The sequence below is a fragment of the Helcococcus massiliensis genome (assembly GCF_900258485.1).
GTDB classification, from domain to species: Bacteria; Bacillota; Clostridia; order Tissierellales; family Peptoniphilaceae; genus Helcococcus; species Helcococcus massiliensis.
Genome location: NZ_OGVE01000002.1, coordinates 35,080 through 54,101, shown reverse-complemented (window position 1 = coordinate 54,101; position 19,022 = coordinate 35,080). Strand labels below are relative to the sequence as shown.

The window sequence follows — 19,022 nt, the reverse complement described above, 5'->3', positions numbered from 1 at the left end:
AAGTTTTGATATCAAAATATTTATAGCTTTATATTATTTATAAATAGTGGTATTATTGTTATGACACTTTGAAATATGGAGGACAGAGGATTAATGGACTCAGACCAGTTAGTTTATATATTAATATTTTTTGCTTGCGTGGCGATGTCAGCATTTTTTTCATCATCCGAAACAGCCTTTACTTCACTTAAGCGTGCTAAATTGGATGTATTAGTGAAACAAGGTGATAAAAAAGCGAAAAAAACATTGAAATTACACGATAGATATGATGACCTTTTATCTACAATATTGATAGGAAATAACCTTGTAAATATTACAGCTTCAGCTGTAGCAACAGTATTTTTTGTAAATATATTTCCACTATATGGGGCCTTGATATCTACAATAGTTACAACCATACTACTTTTGATTTTTTCTGAAATTTCACCAAAGCTAGTTGCAAAGATAATGCCGGAAGACATAGCTTTAAGATTTACACCAGTTTTAAATTTTGTTATGAAGCTTTTGTATCCCTTAGTGTTAATTATGGGAGCCTTACAAAATGCTTTGAAAAAAATCATTCCTAGCAAAGAAGAAGCTGAGGTTTCTGAAGATATTTTGCAACAGTATATAGATGTAGCCAAGGAAGAGGGATCGATAGAAGACGACGAGCATACCTTGGTAACCAAGGCTATGGACTTTGATGATGAAAATGTAGAAAATATTATCACACCAAGGGTTGATGTTATAGCAATCGATATAGACGAAGACGAAGATGAAATAGAAGCCTTGTTCGATGAATATTCCTATTCTAGGTTAATAGTATATGAAGAAACTATCGATAAGGTAATCGGTCAAATTCACGAAAAAGACTTTAATAAATATTTAAGAATGAAATTAAGAGGAAACCACGACCTTAAAATTAGAGATATCATTACAGAAATCTTATACATACCGGGTACTCTTAAGTTATCTGAAGCTCTTAAGATGATGCAGAAAGAAAAGGTTCATATGTCAGCTATCATTGACGAACACGGTGGTTTTGAAGGTATAATCACTATGGAAGACTTACTTGAAGAATTGGTAGGGGATATATGGGATGAGACTGATGATGAAGATAGTGAATCAAAAATTTCGGTGCAAAAAGGGTCTATAGAAATATCAGGAATGACAGACCTAGATGATGCCTTTGAATTTTTAGGCTTGCATGATTCTGATGACTTTTATTCAAATACCTTGTCAGGATTTGCTATTGAAATTTTAGATAAAATACCTCAAAAAGATGATTCATTTATCTACGAAAATTATCTATTTATAATTGAAGAAGTAGAAAATAATAGAATAGAGAAATTACTGGTTAAGGCGATTAAGAATGAAAAAAACTAGAAGGGAAACTTTCTAGTTTTTTGTTTTAATTATAAAATATCTAAATCAGATTTACTTATGATATTATTATATATAAGATTAGGAGGAGATATGACTATATTAAAATTAAAGGCTGCTCAAAAAGATTACTTATGGGGTGGCAAAAATCTTGTAGAAAAATTTAATAAAGAAACTAATTTAGATAAGCTTGCTGAAACTTGGGAAATTTCGGCCCATAAAGATGGGGTATCACAAATAGAAAATGGAGAATACCAAGGGAAATTGTTTACAGAATATCTAAAAGATATGGGAAATCAAGTAATAGGTAAGAACTATAATAAAGATAGGTTTCCTATACTAAACAAGTTTATAGATGCCCAAGACAACTTGTCTATCCAGGTTCACCCTGATGATGAATATGGTCTAAGCCATGAAAATGACTATGGTAAAACTGAAATGTGGTATGTGATTGATGCCAAGCCTGGCTCATATCTTTACTACGGATTAAATAAAGAGGTTAGCAAGGAAGAATTTACCCAAGCTATAGACCAAGGAAGTTTTTTAGACCTGTTAAACAAGGTGGAAGTTAAAAAGGGTGATGTATTCTTTATAGAAGCAGGAACAATCCACGCTATAGGAAGTGGTATTTTAATATATGAGGTCCAACAAAACTCAAATATTACCTATAGGGTCTACGACTATAAGAGAAGAGACAAGGATGGAAATGAAAGAGAGCTTCATGTAGACAAGGCTATTGAAGTTTCTAATCTTTCAGTAAATAAGACTTATAATTTTGAAAATGACAATGAAATAAATGATAACCTAAAAAGACTTGTAAAATCAGACTATTTCGATGTCCTCAAAGGGCAAATAAGTGATGAAATTTACAATATAAATGAAGACTCCTTCCAAGCCTTGACAATCATCGATGGCAGAGGCACAATTCAAATGGGAGAAGAATCTTTAGAATTTACTAAAGGAGATAGTTTCTTTTTACCAGCCCAAAATGGAAAGTATAAGATTGAAGGAAATGGAGAGTTTATCTTGTCTATGTTACCATGATGGGATGGGATAAAAATTTATTATGAAAGAATTAGATGTGAATGGGCGTAAATTTGCGATAAAAATTGCGAAATAGATTTATCTCGGAAGTACTTCATTGTGGACATTTGTTGTACAATACACGGTGGAGTTTTCTAGCTTGCGTATAGTTAGCTAACGCAAACCTAAAAATACGTTAAAGAGCAACGCAAAAGTGCAACGTAAAAAAATACGTTGCACTTTTGCGTTGTATTTGTTACTATAAGATCATGGAGGTGAGAATATTATCATGAGAGAAACATATAATTTAGAATTTAAGTCAAAATTATCAGATAGTTTTTTAAAAACAGTTAGTGCTTATGCAAATTATAATGATGGAATTATTCAATTTGGAGTAGATGATAGTGGTGAATCTTTGCATATTGATAATTTAAAAGAATTGACATTAAGGATAGAGAACAAAATAAATGATAGTATCACTCCAATTCCAGAGTATAATATCGAAATAGATGAACAAAATGAAATTGTCTTACTAAAAGTATATGAAGGTGAATTAAAACCCTATTTTTACAAGGGGAAGGCATATATGAGAAGAGATTCTTCAAGTCTACCTGTAGATGATAGAGAAGAATTAAAAAGACTTATACTAGAGGGAATGAACCAAGATTATGAAGATTTGCCATCTAAAGATAAGAACTTATCTTTTAACATTTTAGAAAGTGCATTAAAAGAAAAGATGAATATAGATAGTTTAAGTTTAGATATCTTAAAAACATTAGGATTATATGATGATAAAAAAGGTTATAATTTAGCAGCGAATATTATATCGGATGAAAATAATTATAAAATATTTGATATTGTTAAGTTTGGAGATAATATAAACGAATTTAAAGAAAGAATTATTATTGAAAATACTTCTATACTTAGTGCCTATTATCAAGCGATAGAAGTGTTTAACAGGTATTTTAAGTATGAAAAAGTTGATGGATTTGTTAGAAAAACAATTGAACTTATACCTGAAGATGCCTTCAGAGAGGCAATAGCAAATGCACTTGTTCACAGAGATTGGAGTATATCTGCACCGATTAAAGTTGAATTACATGATCAATATATCGATATATCATCTCCAGGTGGTTTACCTAAGGGAATAAGCAGTGAAGAATATATTAGTGGTCAAATTTCTATTCTCAGAAATGAGAAAATCGGAAGTCTATTTAATAGACTAGGGTTAATAGAAAAATTTGGAACTGGGATAAGAAGGATAAAATATTTATATCAAGGAAGAGCTAGACAACCCCAATTTCAAACTTATCCTAATTCAATAATAGTCAGACTTCCTATTCTTATTGATAAGGTAGAAGGAATAAGCAAAAATGCATCTATTATCCTACAAAAAATGCCTAGAAATAAAGAGATTAGTAGATTGGAAATTGAAAAAATATCAGGTTTTGATAAATACAAGACCCTTAGAGAACTAGAAGAATTAATGAGTGAGGAACTAGTTAAGAAAGTAGGACTAGGTAGGGGAACAAAATATATAAAGATATAGATAATAAAAAGCATTAAACATGATGTTAATATGATAGGGACTTAACGAAAAAGAAAAATAAGCAAAAGTGCAACGTAAAAAAATACGTTGCACTTTTTCGTTGTTTTTGTTACGTAAAGGATTTTGGATATAGATAATAAATGTTTAATTGAATTCACTATGATGTTTAAAATTAAAAAGTGGTAGATAAATGAAATAGAAATTTCTAAAAGCTGATTTAGATATATTTGATGAAATAAAAGAGTATTTTTATAATGAGATGTGAGTGGGGGAGTATTCCCAAATGCCTTATATTCTAAACAAGGAGAATATTATTTAGAAGCAAAAATTGCAAGGCTCATTTAACCTTGCAATTGTTATCTTTATTCACTTTTATCATCCTACCACTCACTAGCCCCAGCAGTACCATCATCATAAGGGTCTTCCTCAATGTAGCCACCTGCCGCTAAAGCTCTAGTATAGGCTGAATCGATATTTGAAATATCAAATTCTTTTACTATTTCAGCAAATTTTTCAAATCTTAATATTACATATTCTAGGTAATCGATAGTTTGTTCATCAATTAAAAATCCATCTTTGTCAAATTTCTCTAAGGCGTGAGATAGTAAAAATTCACTACCAGGGATTACAAAGGCTTCTATACCTGGTGCATTTAAGACTTCTTTTAAATGACTTTGTGCTTTGGCTGTACCTTGTTCAGTATATGAAGCGCCCAAGACCAAAACAGGTTTAGACTTAAATGGTTGTAGCTTGTAAGAGAACCATTCTAAAATTGATTTAAGTACAGCAGGAATGGTGTAGTTATGCTCTGGTGTAGCTATGATAACTCCATCTGCTTCCTCAATTTTATCATTTAATTCGATAAGTTTTGGATAGTCCTTGTAGTCCAAACTTTGGTTGAATATAGGTATACCACTTATATCCAAGATTTCTATATCTATTCTTCCATTAAATTTTAATTTAGCAAATTCTAACAACTTTTTATTATAAGATTTTTCAGATATAGAACCTGCTATTGCAACTAATTTCATTATTCAACCTCCCAGGTATCTTTATCGATCTTATCCCATTTGAAATTATCAAAGTCATGAATGTTAATTAGCTTTTCTTCTCTGGATTTATTAATCATTTCTGCAAATCTCAAGAATTCATGGAAGAGTTCTTCCATTTCTTGAATTTTTTCTCTGCCTCTTAAGTCACCCCAATCATCAAAGGCTTGAAGGGAATTACCCAATTGGTAGGTCTTATAAAATACTTGAGCATCTACTTCTGGAGATACAAGTATTGTCCTAAGAGCTCCTTGAGACCTTGAAGTACCTAAGTTTCCATAAGATGCACCTGTTATTAGTACAGGTCTTCCTGATAGGGGGTGGATCTTATATGATAGCCAGGAAATAGCATTTAATAGGGCTGCTGTAGGCATATGGTCATATTCAGCTGCTGCTATGATTATTCCATCAGATTCGTCTATTGCCTTTTTGATTTTGGCAACTGATTCAGGCATTTGATAATCAGAATGCACATCAAATATTGGTAAATCGTCTATTTCTAATATTTCTATGTCCGCTATATAGAAATATTGTGACTGTAGATATTCTAACAATTTTCTATTTGTTGACTTTGGATTATTTGTTCCAACAATAGCTGCAAATTTAGTCATGATATTCCTTTCTTCTTAAATATTTTTTAACACCTTGAGTGTATTTTATTGTATTGTCTTTATATATAACTATTATATCAATATTTTCTGTTTTTGAAGTTTTTTCTATGTCTTTAAAGTTTTTACCAAATAAGCGACTGGTCCAAATTTCACCATCTAAAGAAGTATCAGATATAACTGAAATAGAAGCCATATCACTTTTTATTGGGTAGCCGGTTTTTGGGTCTAGTATATGGTGGTAAATCTTTTCATCAGTCTCTAGTTTTCTTTCATAAATACCAGAAGTCACTATTGACTTGCCGTTTAGTAGTAGTTTCAATAAGTGATTTCCTCTTTTTTCTTTTGGGTCTTGTAAACCTATGTGAAAGTAAAGGTCTGGATTGTGAAGGGCGAGCCCCAGCACTTTTATATTGCCGCCTAGATTTACCATGGCAGACTTTACTCCAGATTTTTCTAAATAATCGATCAATTTATCTGCTATATATCCTTTTGCAAGGGCACCCAGGTCTATTTGCAAATCTTTATTTAATTTTTTTATCCTTTTATTTTCCTGGTCTAAAACTATTAATTGTGGATTAGTGTAGTCCAAGACTTGATCTATTTCTTCTTGACCAGGCACACTTGCATTAGAAAAACCTATATTCCACAATTTTACTAGGGGAGATATACAAATATTTAGCATGGAATCTTCTGGCAAGCTATGTTTTATCCCTTGGTCTATTAGATAAAATAAGTCGTCAGAAATACTTAAATATTCAAGAGATTTGTTTGCATTAAACTTGTATAACTCAGTATTTTTATCATACATGGAAAAAATATTATTGTAGTAGTAGAGTAAATCTACACATTCTTCTAAGATTTTTTCACTATAGTTCCCATAAATTTTAATGGAGATATGGGTACCCATTAAGTCTATTCTTTTTTCTTTAATTTTAGGTGAAATAAATTTATTCATATTTTAATTATACACCAATGGCTTTTATATGTAAGCCTATTGATTAGCCCAAGTTTTGTAATCTCTAAACTTGATATATATTTCATTGTCATATTCTATGATTGATCCCTTTGCTGGATACATAGGCATATCATCAATAATTTGTCTTAATTCATCATTAGTTGCTGAATAGTCTGGGTACCACATATTATCAACTTCATTTGGGAAGGCTGCATATCTTATTGGATATAATTTCCAGTACAAGTGGGCAACTACTTTTTTATCTAAAATTGTTGAAATTAATACATCCGGACTTGTATATCTTTGTGTAAAGCTATTTGTGATATCAGGATTACCTATAAAGTAAACTTTTTTATCTGCTTCATAGAAGTCTTCATTTTCAATTCTTGATAAGACCCTAGTTGTATAGGATAGGATATTGCTCTTATCAATTTCATAGGCTGTATAAGCCTTGTTAGCTAAAACTACAAAGTTAAATATACTTAAGAACAAGCTTAAGCAAATTATCCATCCAGCTATTATCTTTGCTGGTATTTTATTTGCAAAATATTCTACCAGTACGATAGATAAAATATAAAACACGATATATGTTTGTAGCATCCTTAAACCTATGGCTGAATTTGGAGCCATCAAATATATTAGGTTTATAAATATAGGTAGTAAGAAGAGTGTTAAGCTTGCTAAAACTATTTCCTTATTTTTGAGCTTGCTTATAGCATCGATAATCAAGTATAGGCAAGCTATAAAAAATAGTACATTTAAATATTTCAAATAAGAAAATTGATAGTAAGAATCTTTTATAAAGAACTCATAAAACTTAACGTAAGTATTTGGTATAGACTTGATCAAGTCTAAGATGCTCAATGATCCCATCTTATCTATATTTTGGTAGTCTGTTAATTCAATTTTCAATACATATTTAGTTATGATTACATAAGAGATGATTGCTATTAAATAATTGATTAGTGTTAGAAGTAAATTTCTAACAAACTTATCAGCCTTTATTTCTTTCCTTAAAAGTTTTACTAGATAATATACAACGATAGTCGCAAAACAAAAGGAGAAGTAAATCTGATAACTAGCAAGTCCTAATACTGTAAGTGAAATAGTTATTAAAGAAATATTTTCTTTTTTAATAAAATGGTACATACCTATAAAGGCTAAAAGGCCACCAAATGCGTAAGCATCATAACTATTTGAGTAAGGGAATAGGGCGGCATTAGAAGGAAAAGTAATCATCATTGCTGATGCAAAAAATATACTCAACTTACTTTTTAATTGAAATATATCAATCAAAATTGCAGTCATTATACCAGTATAAATGATAACTAAACAGCCATTAACCCAGGACATACTCAAATTAGAACTAATAGCATTACCATATTTCAAAAACCATCTACCAGAACTTGAAAAATCCATGTCGTGAACTAATTGCAAAAGGTCATCGTGGTTTATAAATTTATTGGTTAAGAAAAACATGTGAGTTAATACACCCACTACTAAGGTATATAAAAATGCCCTTTTTATATTTGAAGGTATCTTTTTAATCTTTTTATCAAAATATTTTGTAACTTCCATAAATAACTCCTTACTTAAAACATATTAATATTGTATAACATTTGAGGATAAAAACCTATTAATTGCAGAGTTTAACAAGATAAAGTTTAATTGATATAATTATCTTTAAGAAAAGGAGTATCATATGAAAAAAATATTGTTTAGACTACAAAGTTATTATAAGTATCAAGCAACAGATATAGAAAAACCTGTCATCAGATATATTTTAGATAACCCTAGAAAAGTAACTACTATGGATATATATACTTTAGCTAAGATAGGATATTGTAGTGCACCAACGATAGTAAGAATTTGTAAAAAAAATGGTTTTGAAGGATTTAAAGATGTAAAGCTTGCAATTATGAATGAATTAACTTTCAATGAAGAAATTTTTAGAAATAAATTTATAGATTTTGAAGGTGATGACATTCATAAAACAGTTCAAATCGTACTAAATGAAAATGTAAATGCTATTACCAATACCTACAATCTAATTGATTTTGTTGAATTAAACAAGATTATAGAGAAAATTGATGAAGCAAAAATTATAAGGCTGTTTGGAATAGGCGCTAGTTATTTAGTTTGCAAGGATTTTCAACAAAAATTAGAAAGGATAAATAAATATAGTATCTTACATGAAGATACTCATATGCAGTTGATAAGTGCATCAAATGTACAAAAAGATGAAATTGCTATAGTTATTTCTTATTCTGGAATGACTCAAGAAATTGTTAAAATGGCTAATATGATAAAAGATAATGGAGCAAAATTGATATCAATTACAAGATACGATAGTAACAAACTTATGAATTTAGCAGATTATAAAATGTTTGTCCCAAGTATAGAAGGTCTTCAAAGAATTAGTGCAGGGTCAAGTAGGATTAGTCAATTATCCCTTATAGATGTGATATTTAACGCATATGTAGATAAAATGAAACTTAAATATGCTGATAATATTACCAAAACAGGCCAGCTATTAGACAAGGAAGGATAGTTAAAATAATTACAAAGTGTGAAACTTTATTACAAAATTCTTTTTACCAATTGTAAATGTTTACGATTTCAAGTAACATATAATTAACAAAGTAATCTAGATTATAAATGTTGGATATTATGTCTTAAATTTTAAAGGAGATAAAATGAAAACAAGAAAGAGAATCTCTTCTATATTGTTATCTTTTGTACTCTTACTCACTAGCTTTTCAACAGTAAAAGCAAAAGATCAAATAGATGATATTTTTGTAAATAAAGGATACATAAGTTTACTAGATGATTTAATAGAGGCAGAAACAAATTATGGATTATCTGGTGCTCAATTAGCAGTTTATAAAGATGGAAAACTTATTAAAAATTCTGCTTATGGTTACATAAACAAGTATGAAAATATTAAAGATAAAGATGGCAACATTATTCCTGGAGAAAATAAAGTACTTGATGACAAGGACTTAGTGAAAGTTACAGAAGATACTATTTTTGACTTAGCAAGTAATACTAAAATGTATGCAACAGTTTATGCTATGCAAAAATTAGTTTCTGAAGGAAAAATTTCTTTGGATACTAAGATATCTGAAATATTTCCAGAGTTTTTAAATCATGCAAATGAAAATAATTGGAAAGACGAGATAACATTAAGAATGATTTTAAGTCATAGGGCTGGATTTGTACCATCTCCAAAATATCATGATGAAAATTATGATAAAGCAGATATGATAGAAAATGGCAAAAATGATTTATATTCTCAAAATAAAAAAACAACTTTTGAAATGGTTATGAAAACACCTTTAGTAAGAAAACCTGATACTGAATGGGAATATTCAGATGTAGATATGATGTTAGCAGGTTTTATAGTAGAAAAATTAAGTGGTTTATCTTTAGATCAATATGTCAAAGAAAATATATATAATCCATTAAAATTAAATGAAATTACCTTTAATCCTCTTAAAAACGGATTTAATAAGAATCAAATTGCTTCTACAGAAGTAAATGGTAATACTCGTGGTGGTAGAAGAACTTTTAATAATGTAAGAAGTTATGTTTTACAAGGTGAAGTACATGATGAAAAAGCCTTCCATTCCTTTGAAGGTGTAGCTGGACATGCTGGACTATTTGCTAGTGCAAAACAAATAGCTTATCTAGGTCAAGCTATGTTAAATAGTGGAGAATTGGATGGAGTAAAATTATTTGACCAAAAAACTATAGATTCTTTCATGGAAAGTTCAGAAATGAATTCACAAGCAGTAGGCGGATGGAGAAGAAAAAGTGAAGATGGCAAAGGAACCGTATGGTTCTCAAAATTTGCTCCTGCAGGAACAATAGGCCATACTGGTTGGACTGGAACAAATACATTAATAGATAAAGAAAATAATATTACTTTATCTTTAAACACCAATGCAAGAAATACACCAATTATGGGGCCTGGAGATAATGATTTTTATACAAAAAGAAGTAATGTTTCATCATATGGTTTAGTATCTGAATTAGTATATAGAGGATTGGGGTTAGGCCAAGATGAAATAGAAAGTCCAGAAGATTTATTAATAAGTTTAATCGAAAATAAATTAAATAAAGATGGATCTGAAGTAGATTTAAATGAAAAAGATGCATCCTATAGAAATGTAATTCGATCTTTAATTAGTGTTTTAGACTCAAGAAAAGATTCAAATACTAAACTTAATGAATACTATAATACAGAAAAAATACAAAAACTAATATCTTTATTAGGTGAAAGTCAAGATGAAGATTTAAAAGAAATTAGATTAATTAAATCTGAGGAAAGTCAAAAAGAAACTGAAAAAGAAACTAAAAAAGAAACTAAAAAAGAAATAGAAAAGGAAACTGAAAAAGAAATTACAAAAGAATCAAGCGAAGAAAACAAGAAAGATACGAGTGGTAAGAATAATAAGGAAGACAAACAAGTAATCACTGCAAAAGAAAAAAATCCTAAAACATCTGATAAGGGTCTATATTTAGAATTTACATCTTTATCTGCAATATTTCTTGTTATGTATATCGCCAATAAAAAGAAGATTAAAAATAAATAAAGTAGAAGGGAGGATTTATGGATTTAAAAAAGATCGATACTGAAAGAAACAATGTAGAGTCTCGAGATTTTAGTTCCATGTCCATTAAAGATAGCGTAAGTTTAATGAACAAGGAAGATATCAAAGCGGTTCAGTGTATAGAACCTGAAATTGATAAAATAAGTAAGGTAATTGAATATACATCCCAGGCTCTTAAAAACAAAAATAGAATTATATATATAGGTGCCGGTACTAGTGGTAGACTAGGAGTTTTAGATGCTGTTGAATGTCCGCCAACCTTTGGTGTTGACTATGATACAGTAGTAGGATTAATTGCAGGTGGAGAAAACGCATTTGTAAAAGCTAAAGAGGGGGCTGAAGATTCCTTTTCAGAGGCTGAAAAAGATTTGGAAAAAATAAATTTCACTAAAGGTGATGTATTAATAGGTATTGCAGCAAGTGGAAGGACTCCTTATGTAATAGGTGCGATAGAATATGCTAAATCACTTGGTGCGCATGCTTTTGCTGTTGTTGCTACAAAAAATAGTGAAATAAAAAACCATGCTGATATTACAATTGAAGTAGTTCCAGGACCTGAGGTGTTAACTGGATCAACCAGACTTAAAGCTGGTACAGCTACCAAACTTGTATTAAATATGATATCTACAATTTCAATGAAAGAAATAGGTAAGGTATATCAAAATTATATGGTAGATTTGAAGCTAAGCAATAAAAAGCTTTACCAAAGAGGTATAAATATATTAAGAGATATTACCTCATGTGATGAAGAAACAGCAATAAAGGTATTAGAAGCTTCAAATGGTCATGTAAAAGCTGGTATAGTTATGATCCTTCTAGGAGTTGACTATGAAACAGCTGTAAATAAATTAGACAATAATAATGGAATTATTGATGAAGTTATTCATAAGTAAAAGGAGCAATTTATGAGTATCAAACAATTATCAAATGATATATTAACTCATCTGGGAGGAAGAGAAAATATCATAGATGCAGAAAACTGCATGACTAGATTACGTGTAAATATAAAAGATACAAGTCTAGCAAACTACGAAGCCTTAAAAAACACTGAAGGTGTTTTAGGTCTTGTAGGAGAAGGTGAAACTTATGTACAAATAGTTTTAGGACCTGGAAAAGTTAGAGATGTTATCAATGAATTTAGAAAAGAAAATATTAAAGAAGTAAATACTGACGAATCTGATGTTGATTGGAAACGTAATAAGGAAGATATTAAGGGGCAAAGGAAAAATAATAAATTTACAGATGCTCTAAAAACAATATCTAACATATTTATCCCTATGATTCCAGCCTTTATAGCATCTGGTGTTGCTAATGGTTTAGGTAGGGTATTGAAAATTTTAATTGCCAATGGTACTTTACCTGAAACAACAGCAATGCTTGTTACACAAGGTGTTGTAGAATTAATTGGTGCAGGATTCTTATCATATCTAGTAATATTTACAGGTGTAAATTCTGCTAAAGAATTTGGTGTAAACCCAATGCTTGGTGGTATGGTAGGTGCTGCTGCTTTAGATAAAAGAATTAATAATATTTCTGAATTAATTGGTTGGTTCAATGCAGATGTACCAAATGATTCTATTTTATCTGCAGGAGCTGGTGGTGTTATAGGTGTTATTGTAGGAGTATGGATCTTATCAAAGATTGAAATAAAAGTACACGAAAAGATGCCTGCAGTATTAGACACATCATTTACACCAATTGTGACAATGTTTATAACAATTCCATTATTTATATTTTTAATAATGCCAGTAACTGGTTTCATATCAGTACAAATTGGTAACTTAATAGGATTCTTTGTAAACTCAGAAAACACCTTAGTTTTAACATTAACAGGTTATGTATTGGCAGCTACATTCTTGCCATTAGTACTATTTGGACTACACAGAGGGCTTACACCTATATATACCTTACAAATCGATTCAGTTGGATACACAAAATTATTCCCAGCTGTTGCTATGGCAGGTGCAGGACAAGTTGGTGCTTCATTAGCCTTATATGTAAAAGCAAAAAGATTGAAAAAACAAAAATTACAATCAGTAATTACTGGTGGTTTACCAGCAGCTATCTTAGGTATTGGTGAACCATTGATTTACGGTGTTACTCTTCCATTAGGTAAACCATTTATCACAGCTGGTTTAGGTGCAGGCTTTGGTGGTGCCTATGTAATGTTTAAGGGAGTTGGTTCTACAGCATTCAGCCCATCAGGTGTTTTAGCTGCAACTCATATATTACCAGAGTTAGTATTACATTATTTAATTGGTTTGGTAATTTCTTATATAGCAGCTGCAATAATTACTTATATATTTATACCAGATGAATTAATTGAAAACTACTAAGAAGGACAAAATGTTTGATTTACACATGCATACAAAATTTAGTGATGGCATATATAATCCTGATGAATTAGTTGAAAGGCTAAAAAAAGAAGGAATTACTTTATTTTCAATCACTGACCACAATCATTCTTTAGCATATGAAAAATATGATAACTTTGATCTTAATTATATAAAGGGAACTGAAATCGCGACTTCATATGATGGAGTAATCATAGAGATTTTAGGATATAAGGTAGATGATAAAGTTATAAATGAGTGGTATAGAGATTTTTATTCTGCTGACAATTTAGCTAGAATTGAAAACCTATTATTTAATGATTTAAAGGAAATATCTAAAGAAAATGGTTACCAAGTAGATCAAAACTTAGAAATGGAGAAAGTAGAAAAAGGCCTGTCTAAAAAGACTATTTATTATCATCTTTTTGAAAAATATGATGATTTTGAGTTTAAGACTTACAAAGAGTTTTTTAGAAGAGGCTTAAGTAATCCAGAAAGTCCATGGTTTTTAGATGAAGGAAGAACTTATCCATCAATTAAAGAAGTTATAGATTTGATACACAAGGCAGGAGGTGTAGCATTCTTAGCCCATCCATATGAATATGGTTTTGATAGTTTTGATGATTTATTTGAAACTATAGTCGACTTAGGTATAGATGGTATCGAATGTTTTCACCCTAGTTGTGCTATGATTAATAGTGTAAAGCTTGCTAAGTATTGTGTTGAAAACAAACTTTTAGGAAGTGGGGGAAGTGATTTTCATAGTGATAAAAGACTTGTACCACTTGGAGTTCATATTAATAAAAATTTATTTGAATTTGAATGCTTTGATTGGATAAGAGAATTATTATAAAATTAGAAGCTGGCCTCTATATAGAGGTCAGCTTAATAATATTTAAGGAGATTATTTAAAAAAATAATATGTATAAATTAACAGTAAGTGAAATTTTTATAAGACTATTATTAAGTATCTTATTTTCTGGATTGATAGGCCTTGAAAGAGAAAAAAATAATAGTAGTGCAGGATTAAAAACCCATATACTTGTTAGTATGGGGGCTACTATAATTGCTTTGATACAGATAGATGTAATGAGTTTCGTAGCTGCTAGTCCAGAATCAAATATTAGAGTAGATGCTGTAAGACTAATAGCTCAAGTTGTCAGTGGTATAGGTTTCTTAGGGGCAGGTACAATATTGACAACTAAAAGAAGTATAGTAGGACTTACCACTGCTGCTTCCATTTGGGGGGTTTCAGGTATAGGTTTGGCTTTAGGCATGGGATTCTATGAAATATCAATAATAGGATCTTTGTTGATACTAGCTGTTTTAGTTGGATTCAAAAGAATATTTGTTGTACATGGTCCACAGCAAGTACTGGTAAAATTTTTCCAAGAAAAAGAAGTAGAAGACAAAATTAAACAATTAGTAGGAAGTGTTGATGAAAACTTTGAAATATTAAGTATGAAGACTGAAGTGCTTAAGGATGAATTAGTAAAGACACAAATATATAGGCTAAAACTAAAAAGACATATGCAGTTTTCTGATATAGTGACATTGTTATCTTCTATAGATGAGGTTTTAACTGTAGAAACTACAGAAGTTTCATAAAGAAGGGGCTGTTGTATAAGTCCAAACATAAAAAAGATAAGAAAGTTAAAAAAATTGAACTGTCCCTTTTTTGGGACAGCTCATTCAATCTAAATTATATAATAATTAAATATCTAAATTATATCCTTGATCTCTAATAACTCTAATTATCTTAGATCTATCAATTCTTTGAACTTTATATTTATCCTCTACCTGTTTAGTAAATTCATCAAGAGGTTTCTTTTTAACCCTTAAATCATAGTATTTAGACATTTCTTTATCATAATCTTTTAAAAGCTTATGATAGTCATCCATTTTTTCATATCTATCTTCAAATATTCTAAAATCAGCTTTCATTCTTGGTTTTAATTCTGGTTCTTGATCAGGATAACCAATACCCATACCCACAACGGGGAAGGTATTTTCAGGGAGCTCTAATATTTCTACAGTCTTTTGAGGATTATTTAATATAGAACCAAAGTATACTGCACCTAAACCCATTGATTCAGCTGCGTTCATTACATTTTGTGCCATGATAGCAGCGTCTGTAAATGCTTGGAAGAATTTATCAGCATCATTAGAAAAATTATCTTCATCTAGATTTTCTCGATAAATTCTATCATTTCTATAGTTATCAGCTACAAATATCCAAAGTTCTGGAGCGGTAGCCAAGTACTTCTGAGTAGATACTTCGACTAATCTTTCTCTCTTTGCAGGATTTTTAACTCTAATAATTGAAGCATATTGCATACCCTCTGATGTAGATGTTCTAATAGCTACTTTCTTAAGAGTTTCTATTATTTCAACAGATAAAGGCTCGTCCTTCCATTGTCTAATTGATCTATGATCAAGCATTCTTTCAATAGTCTCATTTTTCTTCATTAATTCCCTCCTTTATTACTTATTTTTGATGGTATAAGTGAATAAAATATAAAAACCATAGCTACTAGTATACCTATTTATATCTTACATAAATTATATCATAAACAAAAAAGACTCTTTAATGACAAGAATCCCCAAAAGTTAGTTTTAAGTCCAATTTTTATTAATTTGGAAGAAAAATTTATTGTGATATGGTTTGATCATAATGTTATAATAAGCATGAGAAAGGAGCTTTTTATGTATGGTGCGATAGAAGCTGGTGGAACTAAATTTGTCTTAGCCGTAGCTGACGAAAAATTAAATATATTAGATAAAAAGGTTATAGCAACTAGGGATTCTGAATCTACTATGAGAGATGTTTTCAATTTTTTTGATTCCTATAAAAACTTAAGATCAATCGGAATAGGATCATTTGGTCCAATAGATGTTGTTAAGTCTTCAAAAACTTATGGATATATAACTAGTACACCTAAAAAAGGATGGAGAAACTTTAACTTCCTTGGAAGCATGAAAGACAGATATCAAATCCCTATTGCTTTTACCACAGATGTCAATGCTGCTTGCCTAGGAGAAAATATACTAGGAAGTGGTATGGGGCTATCATCATGCCTGTATTTAACTGTTGGTACTGGAGTAGGTGGAGGCGCCATAGTGAATGGTGAGTTTGTCGAAGGATTTGGACATCCGGAAATGGGTCATATACTTATTAAAAAAGATCCAGTTGATGATTTTGAAGGAGTTTGCCCTTATCATGGTTCATGTTTGGAAGGTTTAGTATCTGGCCCTAGTTTACAAGCTAGATATGGACTTTCAGGAAAGGATATAGAAAAAGACCATGAAATATGGAATATCTTAGGAAGTTACCTTGCTCAAGCTTTAGTTAATTATACTTTGATTTTAAGGCCAGAGATAATTATATTGGGTGGAGGGGTAATGAAGCAAAATCAATTATTTGAAAGCATTAAATATAATTTTGAAAAAATGATAAATAATTATGTTACTTACCCTGACATAGATAAATACATAGTAAGGCCAGAACTGGAAGATAATGCAGGTATAATGGGAGCTTTATTGTTAGCGGAGAGGGAATATAAAAAATAATTTTTTGAATATGTAATAGGTGAATTATGAATGATAGACAAAAAAACATATTAAAAGAATTGATAAATAAAGAATATAAATTAGTAGAATTAGCTGATATCTTTGGAGTATCTGACAGGACAATAAGAAATGATATAAAATCATTAAATGAATTTTTAAAAAAATATGATTCTGAAATTATCATAAAAGATAGAAAATGTATATTTTTAACTTCTAATAATTTTTTTGTAACGAAACTAAAAAAGGATTTAATCTATCCTAAAAAATATAATTTTAATGAGCCAAAAGATAGAATAGTTTATTTGAAATTAAAATATTTATTTGCGGATAACTATATTAAACTAGATGATATTATAGATGAGTTATTTGTAAGTAAGTCTACAATTCAAAACGATCTTATTGAAGTTAAAAATGATTTAAGTAATTATAACTTAAATTTTGATTATAAACCTAATCACGGAATGAAAATAGTGGGTAAAGAATTTGATATAAGAAAATCTATATCTGACTTGATATATAATACCACTAATGCATACAAGATGATGCGTTTTAGAGAAGAATTATTTAATTTTGATAAAGTTGAAATAAATACTATTCATAATATTGTAGTACAAAATATTTCTAATACAGATACTCAACTATCAGATCTAGACCTATATAATTTAACTATGCATCTGGCAATATCTATGAAGAGAATAGAGAAAGGTATACACATTAATCAAATTATTTCAAAGGGATTTTCTAACAATAAAGAGCATATTATAACAAAATCAATTATTTATGATTTAGAAAATGAATTTAATATAAAATTTCCAGAAGAGGAATTATATTATATAACTATGCATTTAATGGGAACAAGATTAATATATAGTGATGTTGAAGAAAATATTATTAATGAAGTTAAAATGAATGAATTAGTAACTAATTTAATTATTAATATTGAGAAAGCTCTAGACATTAATTTATCAGGTGATACAGAACTTTTCTGCGGGATTTTAACACATTTATATCCAGCTATTTATAGGATGAAAAATAATATGAAAATAAGAAATCCTCTTTTAAATTCTATAAAAAATAATTATTCAAATATTTTTAGTGCATGTTTGAATTCTTGCAAAGAAATAGAGGATTCATTTAATATTAAATTAAATGAAGACGAAATTGGCTATCTTACTATTCACTTTGGGGCTGCAATAGAAAGATTAAATTTAAAGAACCCAAAGCTTAGAGTACTTATTATTTGCACTACTGGATTAGCAAGTTCTCAGTTATTAACCTATAAAATAAAAAACAGATTTAGTAACAAAATATCTATAATAGGCACAACCCAATATTATAATTTAAGTGAATATAATGCTAATGACTATGATTTGATTATATCAACTATAGCCTTTAACAATAAAACATCTAAGCCTCATATTGTTATTTCAGATATATTTGATGAAAATAGCTTTACTGAATTAAACAAATACTTGGAAAAATTTGATAATGAAGAAAAAAGTGTATATTTAAATCTTGATGATATACATCTAAATATTGATTTTAAAAATAAAGAAGAGTTAATAAAATACTTATGTTTTGAATTAAATATTGACGAATGCGAAAAGAATATGCTATATGAATCAATATTAGAAAGAGAAAAAATATCTGACACTGATTATGGTAAGATGGTGGCAATACCACATCCTATAAAACCTATTACTGAGAAAACATTTATTAGTTTAGGAATTCCTAAAAATGGTATCAATTGGGGTAAGAATGATGTAAGAATTATTATCTTATTATCCATAGGAAAAAATGAATCTAGAAATTTAGAAGACTTATATGTAAAACTGCTTAAAATACTAGATGATGATAATTATTTAAATCTAATATTGGAAAGTAGTGATAAAAAACAAATATATAAATTATTGAATTTTTAAGAGCTTAATACAAGCTCTTTTTTTATAATATT

Annotated in this window: 16 protein-coding genes; 11 read left to right on the top strand and 5 right to left on the bottom strand. The window is 29.5% G+C overall.

The annotated features are described in order from the left end of the window. Window positions 1-75: 75 nt before the first annotated feature. The 3 genes from C4Q29_RS01930 to C4Q29_RS01920 all read left to right on the top strand — a co-directional run bounded on the left by C4Q29_RS01930 (window position 76) and on the right by C4Q29_RS01920 (window position 3,934). Window positions 76-1,365 (top strand): hemolysin family protein, encoded by a 1,290-nt coding sequence (locus tag C4Q29_RS01930; protein WP_200813100.1) that lies wholly within the window; start codon window positions 76-78, stop codon window positions 1,363-1,365. Window positions 1,366-1,455: 90 nt separating this feature from the next. After that, on the top strand, window positions 1,456-2,406 hold the full coding sequence (gene manA / locus C4Q29_RS01925; RefSeq protein ID WP_103981147.1) for a mannose-6-phosphate isomerase, class I: 951 nt from the start codon (window positions 1,456-1,458) through the stop codon (window positions 2,404-2,406). Window positions 2,407-2,674: 268 nt separating this feature from the next. Beyond that, window positions 2,675-3,934: an RNA/DNA-binding domain-containing protein gene (locus C4Q29_RS01920; RefSeq protein WP_200813099.1), complete on the top strand. Its 1,260-nt coding sequence runs from the start codon at window positions 2,675-2,677 to the stop codon at window positions 3,932-3,934. A gap of 380 nt (window positions 3,935-4,314) precedes the next feature. On the opposite strand, the gene C4Q29_RS01915 is transcribed toward C4Q29_RS01920, so the two are convergent. Genes C4Q29_RS01915 through C4Q29_RS01900 form a run of 4 tightly spaced genes read right to left on the bottom strand, consistent with a single transcriptional unit; the run spans window position 4,315 to window position 8,127 of the window. Beyond that, entirely contained in the window at window positions 4,315-4,965 is a 651-nt protein-coding gene (locus tag C4Q29_RS01915; RefSeq protein ID WP_103981145.1) for an NADPH-dependent FMN reductase, read from the bottom strand. After that, a complete protein-coding gene (locus C4Q29_RS01910) occupies window positions 4,965-5,594 on the bottom strand; it encodes an NADPH-dependent FMN reductase (RefSeq protein WP_103981144.1) in 630 nt (209 codons plus the stop codon). The genes C4Q29_RS01915 and C4Q29_RS01910 overlap by 1 nt, the downstream gene beginning before the upstream one ends. After that, window positions 5,587-6,549, bottom strand: coding sequence for an FAD:protein FMN transferase (locus C4Q29_RS01905; RefSeq protein WP_103981143.1), 963 nt, complete (start codon window positions 6,547-6,549; stop codon window positions 5,587-5,589). Before C4Q29_RS01905 ends, C4Q29_RS01910 begins: the two co-directional genes overlap by 8 nt. 36 nt (window positions 6,550-6,585) lie before the next feature. Further along, a complete protein-coding gene (locus C4Q29_RS01900; protein ID WP_103981142.1) occupies window positions 6,586-8,127 on the bottom strand; it encodes a glucosyltransferase domain-containing protein in 1,542 nt (513 codons plus the stop codon). A 124-nt stretch (window positions 8,128-8,251) separates the two neighbouring features. On the opposite strand from C4Q29_RS01900, the gene C4Q29_RS01895 reads away from it, so the two are divergent. The 6 genes from C4Q29_RS01895 (at window position 8,252) to C4Q29_RS01870 (ending at window position 15,106) form a co-directional block, all read left to right on the top strand. After that, complete coding sequence (locus tag C4Q29_RS01895; RefSeq protein ID WP_103981141.1) at window positions 8,252-9,100, top strand: MurR/RpiR family transcriptional regulator; 849 nt, start codon at window positions 8,252-8,254, stop codon at window positions 9,098-9,100. A gap of 145 nt (window positions 9,101-9,245) precedes the next feature. Beyond that, window positions 9,246-11,147 (top strand): serine hydrolase, encoded by a 1,902-nt coding sequence (locus C4Q29_RS01890; RefSeq protein WP_103981140.1) that lies wholly within the window; start codon window positions 9,246-9,248, stop codon window positions 11,145-11,147. A 17-nt stretch (window positions 11,148-11,164) separates the two neighbouring features. Further along, window positions 11,165-12,058 (top strand): N-acetylmuramic acid 6-phosphate etherase, encoded by an 894-nt coding sequence (murQ, locus tag C4Q29_RS01885; protein WP_103981139.1) that lies wholly within the window; start codon window positions 11,165-11,167, stop codon window positions 12,056-12,058. Between the two features lie 12 nt (window positions 12,059-12,070). After that, window positions 12,071-13,501, top strand: a complete 1,431-nt coding sequence (locus tag C4Q29_RS01880) for a PTS transporter subunit EIIC (protein ID WP_103981138.1) — start codon at window positions 12,071-12,073, stop codon at window positions 13,499-13,501. A gap of 10 nt (window positions 13,502-13,511) precedes the next feature. Beyond that, a complete protein-coding gene (locus C4Q29_RS01875) occupies window positions 13,512-14,351 on the top strand; it encodes a PHP domain-containing protein (protein WP_103981137.1) in 840 nt (279 codons plus the stop codon). A 68-nt stretch (window positions 14,352-14,419) separates the two neighbouring features. After that, window positions 14,420-15,106: an MgtC/SapB family protein gene (locus tag C4Q29_RS01870; RefSeq protein ID WP_103981136.1), complete on the top strand. Its 687-nt coding sequence runs from the start codon at window positions 14,420-14,422 to the stop codon at window positions 15,104-15,106. A gap of 105 nt (window positions 15,107-15,211) precedes the next feature. On the opposite strand, the gene C4Q29_RS01865 is transcribed toward C4Q29_RS01870, so the two are convergent. Then, window positions 15,212-15,967, bottom strand: a complete 756-nt coding sequence (locus tag C4Q29_RS01865) for an NADPH-dependent oxidoreductase (protein ID WP_103981135.1) — start codon at window positions 15,965-15,967, stop codon at window positions 15,212-15,214. A 237-nt stretch (window positions 15,968-16,204) separates the two neighbouring features. Between C4Q29_RS01865 and C4Q29_RS01860 the strand changes: the two genes are divergently transcribed. Together C4Q29_RS01860 and C4Q29_RS01855 are read left to right on the top strand one after the other, a co-directional pair. Further along, window positions 16,205-17,068 (top strand): ROK family protein, encoded by an 864-nt coding sequence (locus C4Q29_RS01860; protein WP_159459186.1) that lies wholly within the window; start codon window positions 16,205-16,207, stop codon window positions 17,066-17,068. 26 nt (window positions 17,069-17,094) lie between these two features. After that, window positions 17,095-18,990, top strand: coding sequence for a BglG family transcription antiterminator (locus C4Q29_RS01855; RefSeq protein WP_103981134.1), 1,896 nt, complete (start codon window positions 17,095-17,097; stop codon window positions 18,988-18,990). Window positions 18,991-19,022 lie beyond the last annotated feature (32 nt).

Bases quoted from the DNA above. Each gene is read 5' to 3' on its own strand.
- C4Q29_RS01930 (WP_200813100.1), top strand. From the start codon at position 76: ATGGAGGACAGAGGATTAATGGACTCAGACCAGTTAGTTTATATATTA.
- manA (WP_103981147.1), top strand. From the start codon at position 1,456: ATGACTATATTAAAATTAAAGGCTGCTCAAAAAGATTACTTATGGGGT.
- C4Q29_RS01920 (WP_200813099.1), top strand. From the start codon at position 2,675: ATGAGAGAAACATATAATTTAGAATTTAAGTCAAAATTATCAGATAGT.
- C4Q29_RS01915 (WP_103981145.1), bottom strand. From the start codon at position 4,965: ATGAAATTAGTTGCAATAGCAGGTTCTATATCTGAAAAATCTTATAAT.
- C4Q29_RS01910 (WP_103981144.1), bottom strand. From the start codon at position 5,594: ATGACTAAATTTGCAGCTATTGTTGGAACAAATAATCCAAAGTCAACA.
- C4Q29_RS01905 (WP_103981143.1), bottom strand. From the start codon at position 6,549: ATGAATAAATTTATTTCACCTAAAATTAAAGAAAAAAGAATAGACTTA.
- C4Q29_RS01900 (WP_103981142.1), bottom strand. From the start codon at position 8,127: ATGGAAGTTACAAAATATTTTGATAAAAAGATTAAAAAGATACCTTCA.
- C4Q29_RS01895 (WP_103981141.1), top strand. From the start codon at position 8,252: ATGAAAAAAATATTGTTTAGACTACAAAGTTATTATAAGTATCAAGCA.
- C4Q29_RS01890 (WP_103981140.1), top strand. From the start codon at position 9,246: ATGAAAACAAGAAAGAGAATCTCTTCTATATTGTTATCTTTTGTACTC.
- murQ (WP_103981139.1), top strand. From the start codon at position 11,165: ATGGATTTAAAAAAGATCGATACTGAAAGAAACAATGTAGAGTCTCGA.
- C4Q29_RS01880 (WP_103981138.1), top strand. From the start codon at position 12,071: ATGAGTATCAAACAATTATCAAATGATATATTAACTCATCTGGGAGGA.
- C4Q29_RS01875 (WP_103981137.1), top strand. From the start codon at position 13,512: ATGTTTGATTTACACATGCATACAAAATTTAGTGATGGCATATATAAT.
- C4Q29_RS01870 (WP_103981136.1), top strand. From the start codon at position 14,420: ATGTATAAATTAACAGTAAGTGAAATTTTTATAAGACTATTATTAAGT.
- C4Q29_RS01865 (WP_103981135.1), bottom strand. From the start codon at position 15,967: ATGAAGAAAAATGAGACTATTGAAAGAATGCTTGATCATAGATCAATT.
- C4Q29_RS01860 (WP_159459186.1), top strand. From the start codon at position 16,205: ATGTATGGTGCGATAGAAGCTGGTGGAACTAAATTTGTCTTAGCCGTA.
- C4Q29_RS01855 (WP_103981134.1), top strand. From the start codon at position 17,095: ATGAATGATAGACAAAAAAACATATTAAAAGAATTGATAAATAAAGAA.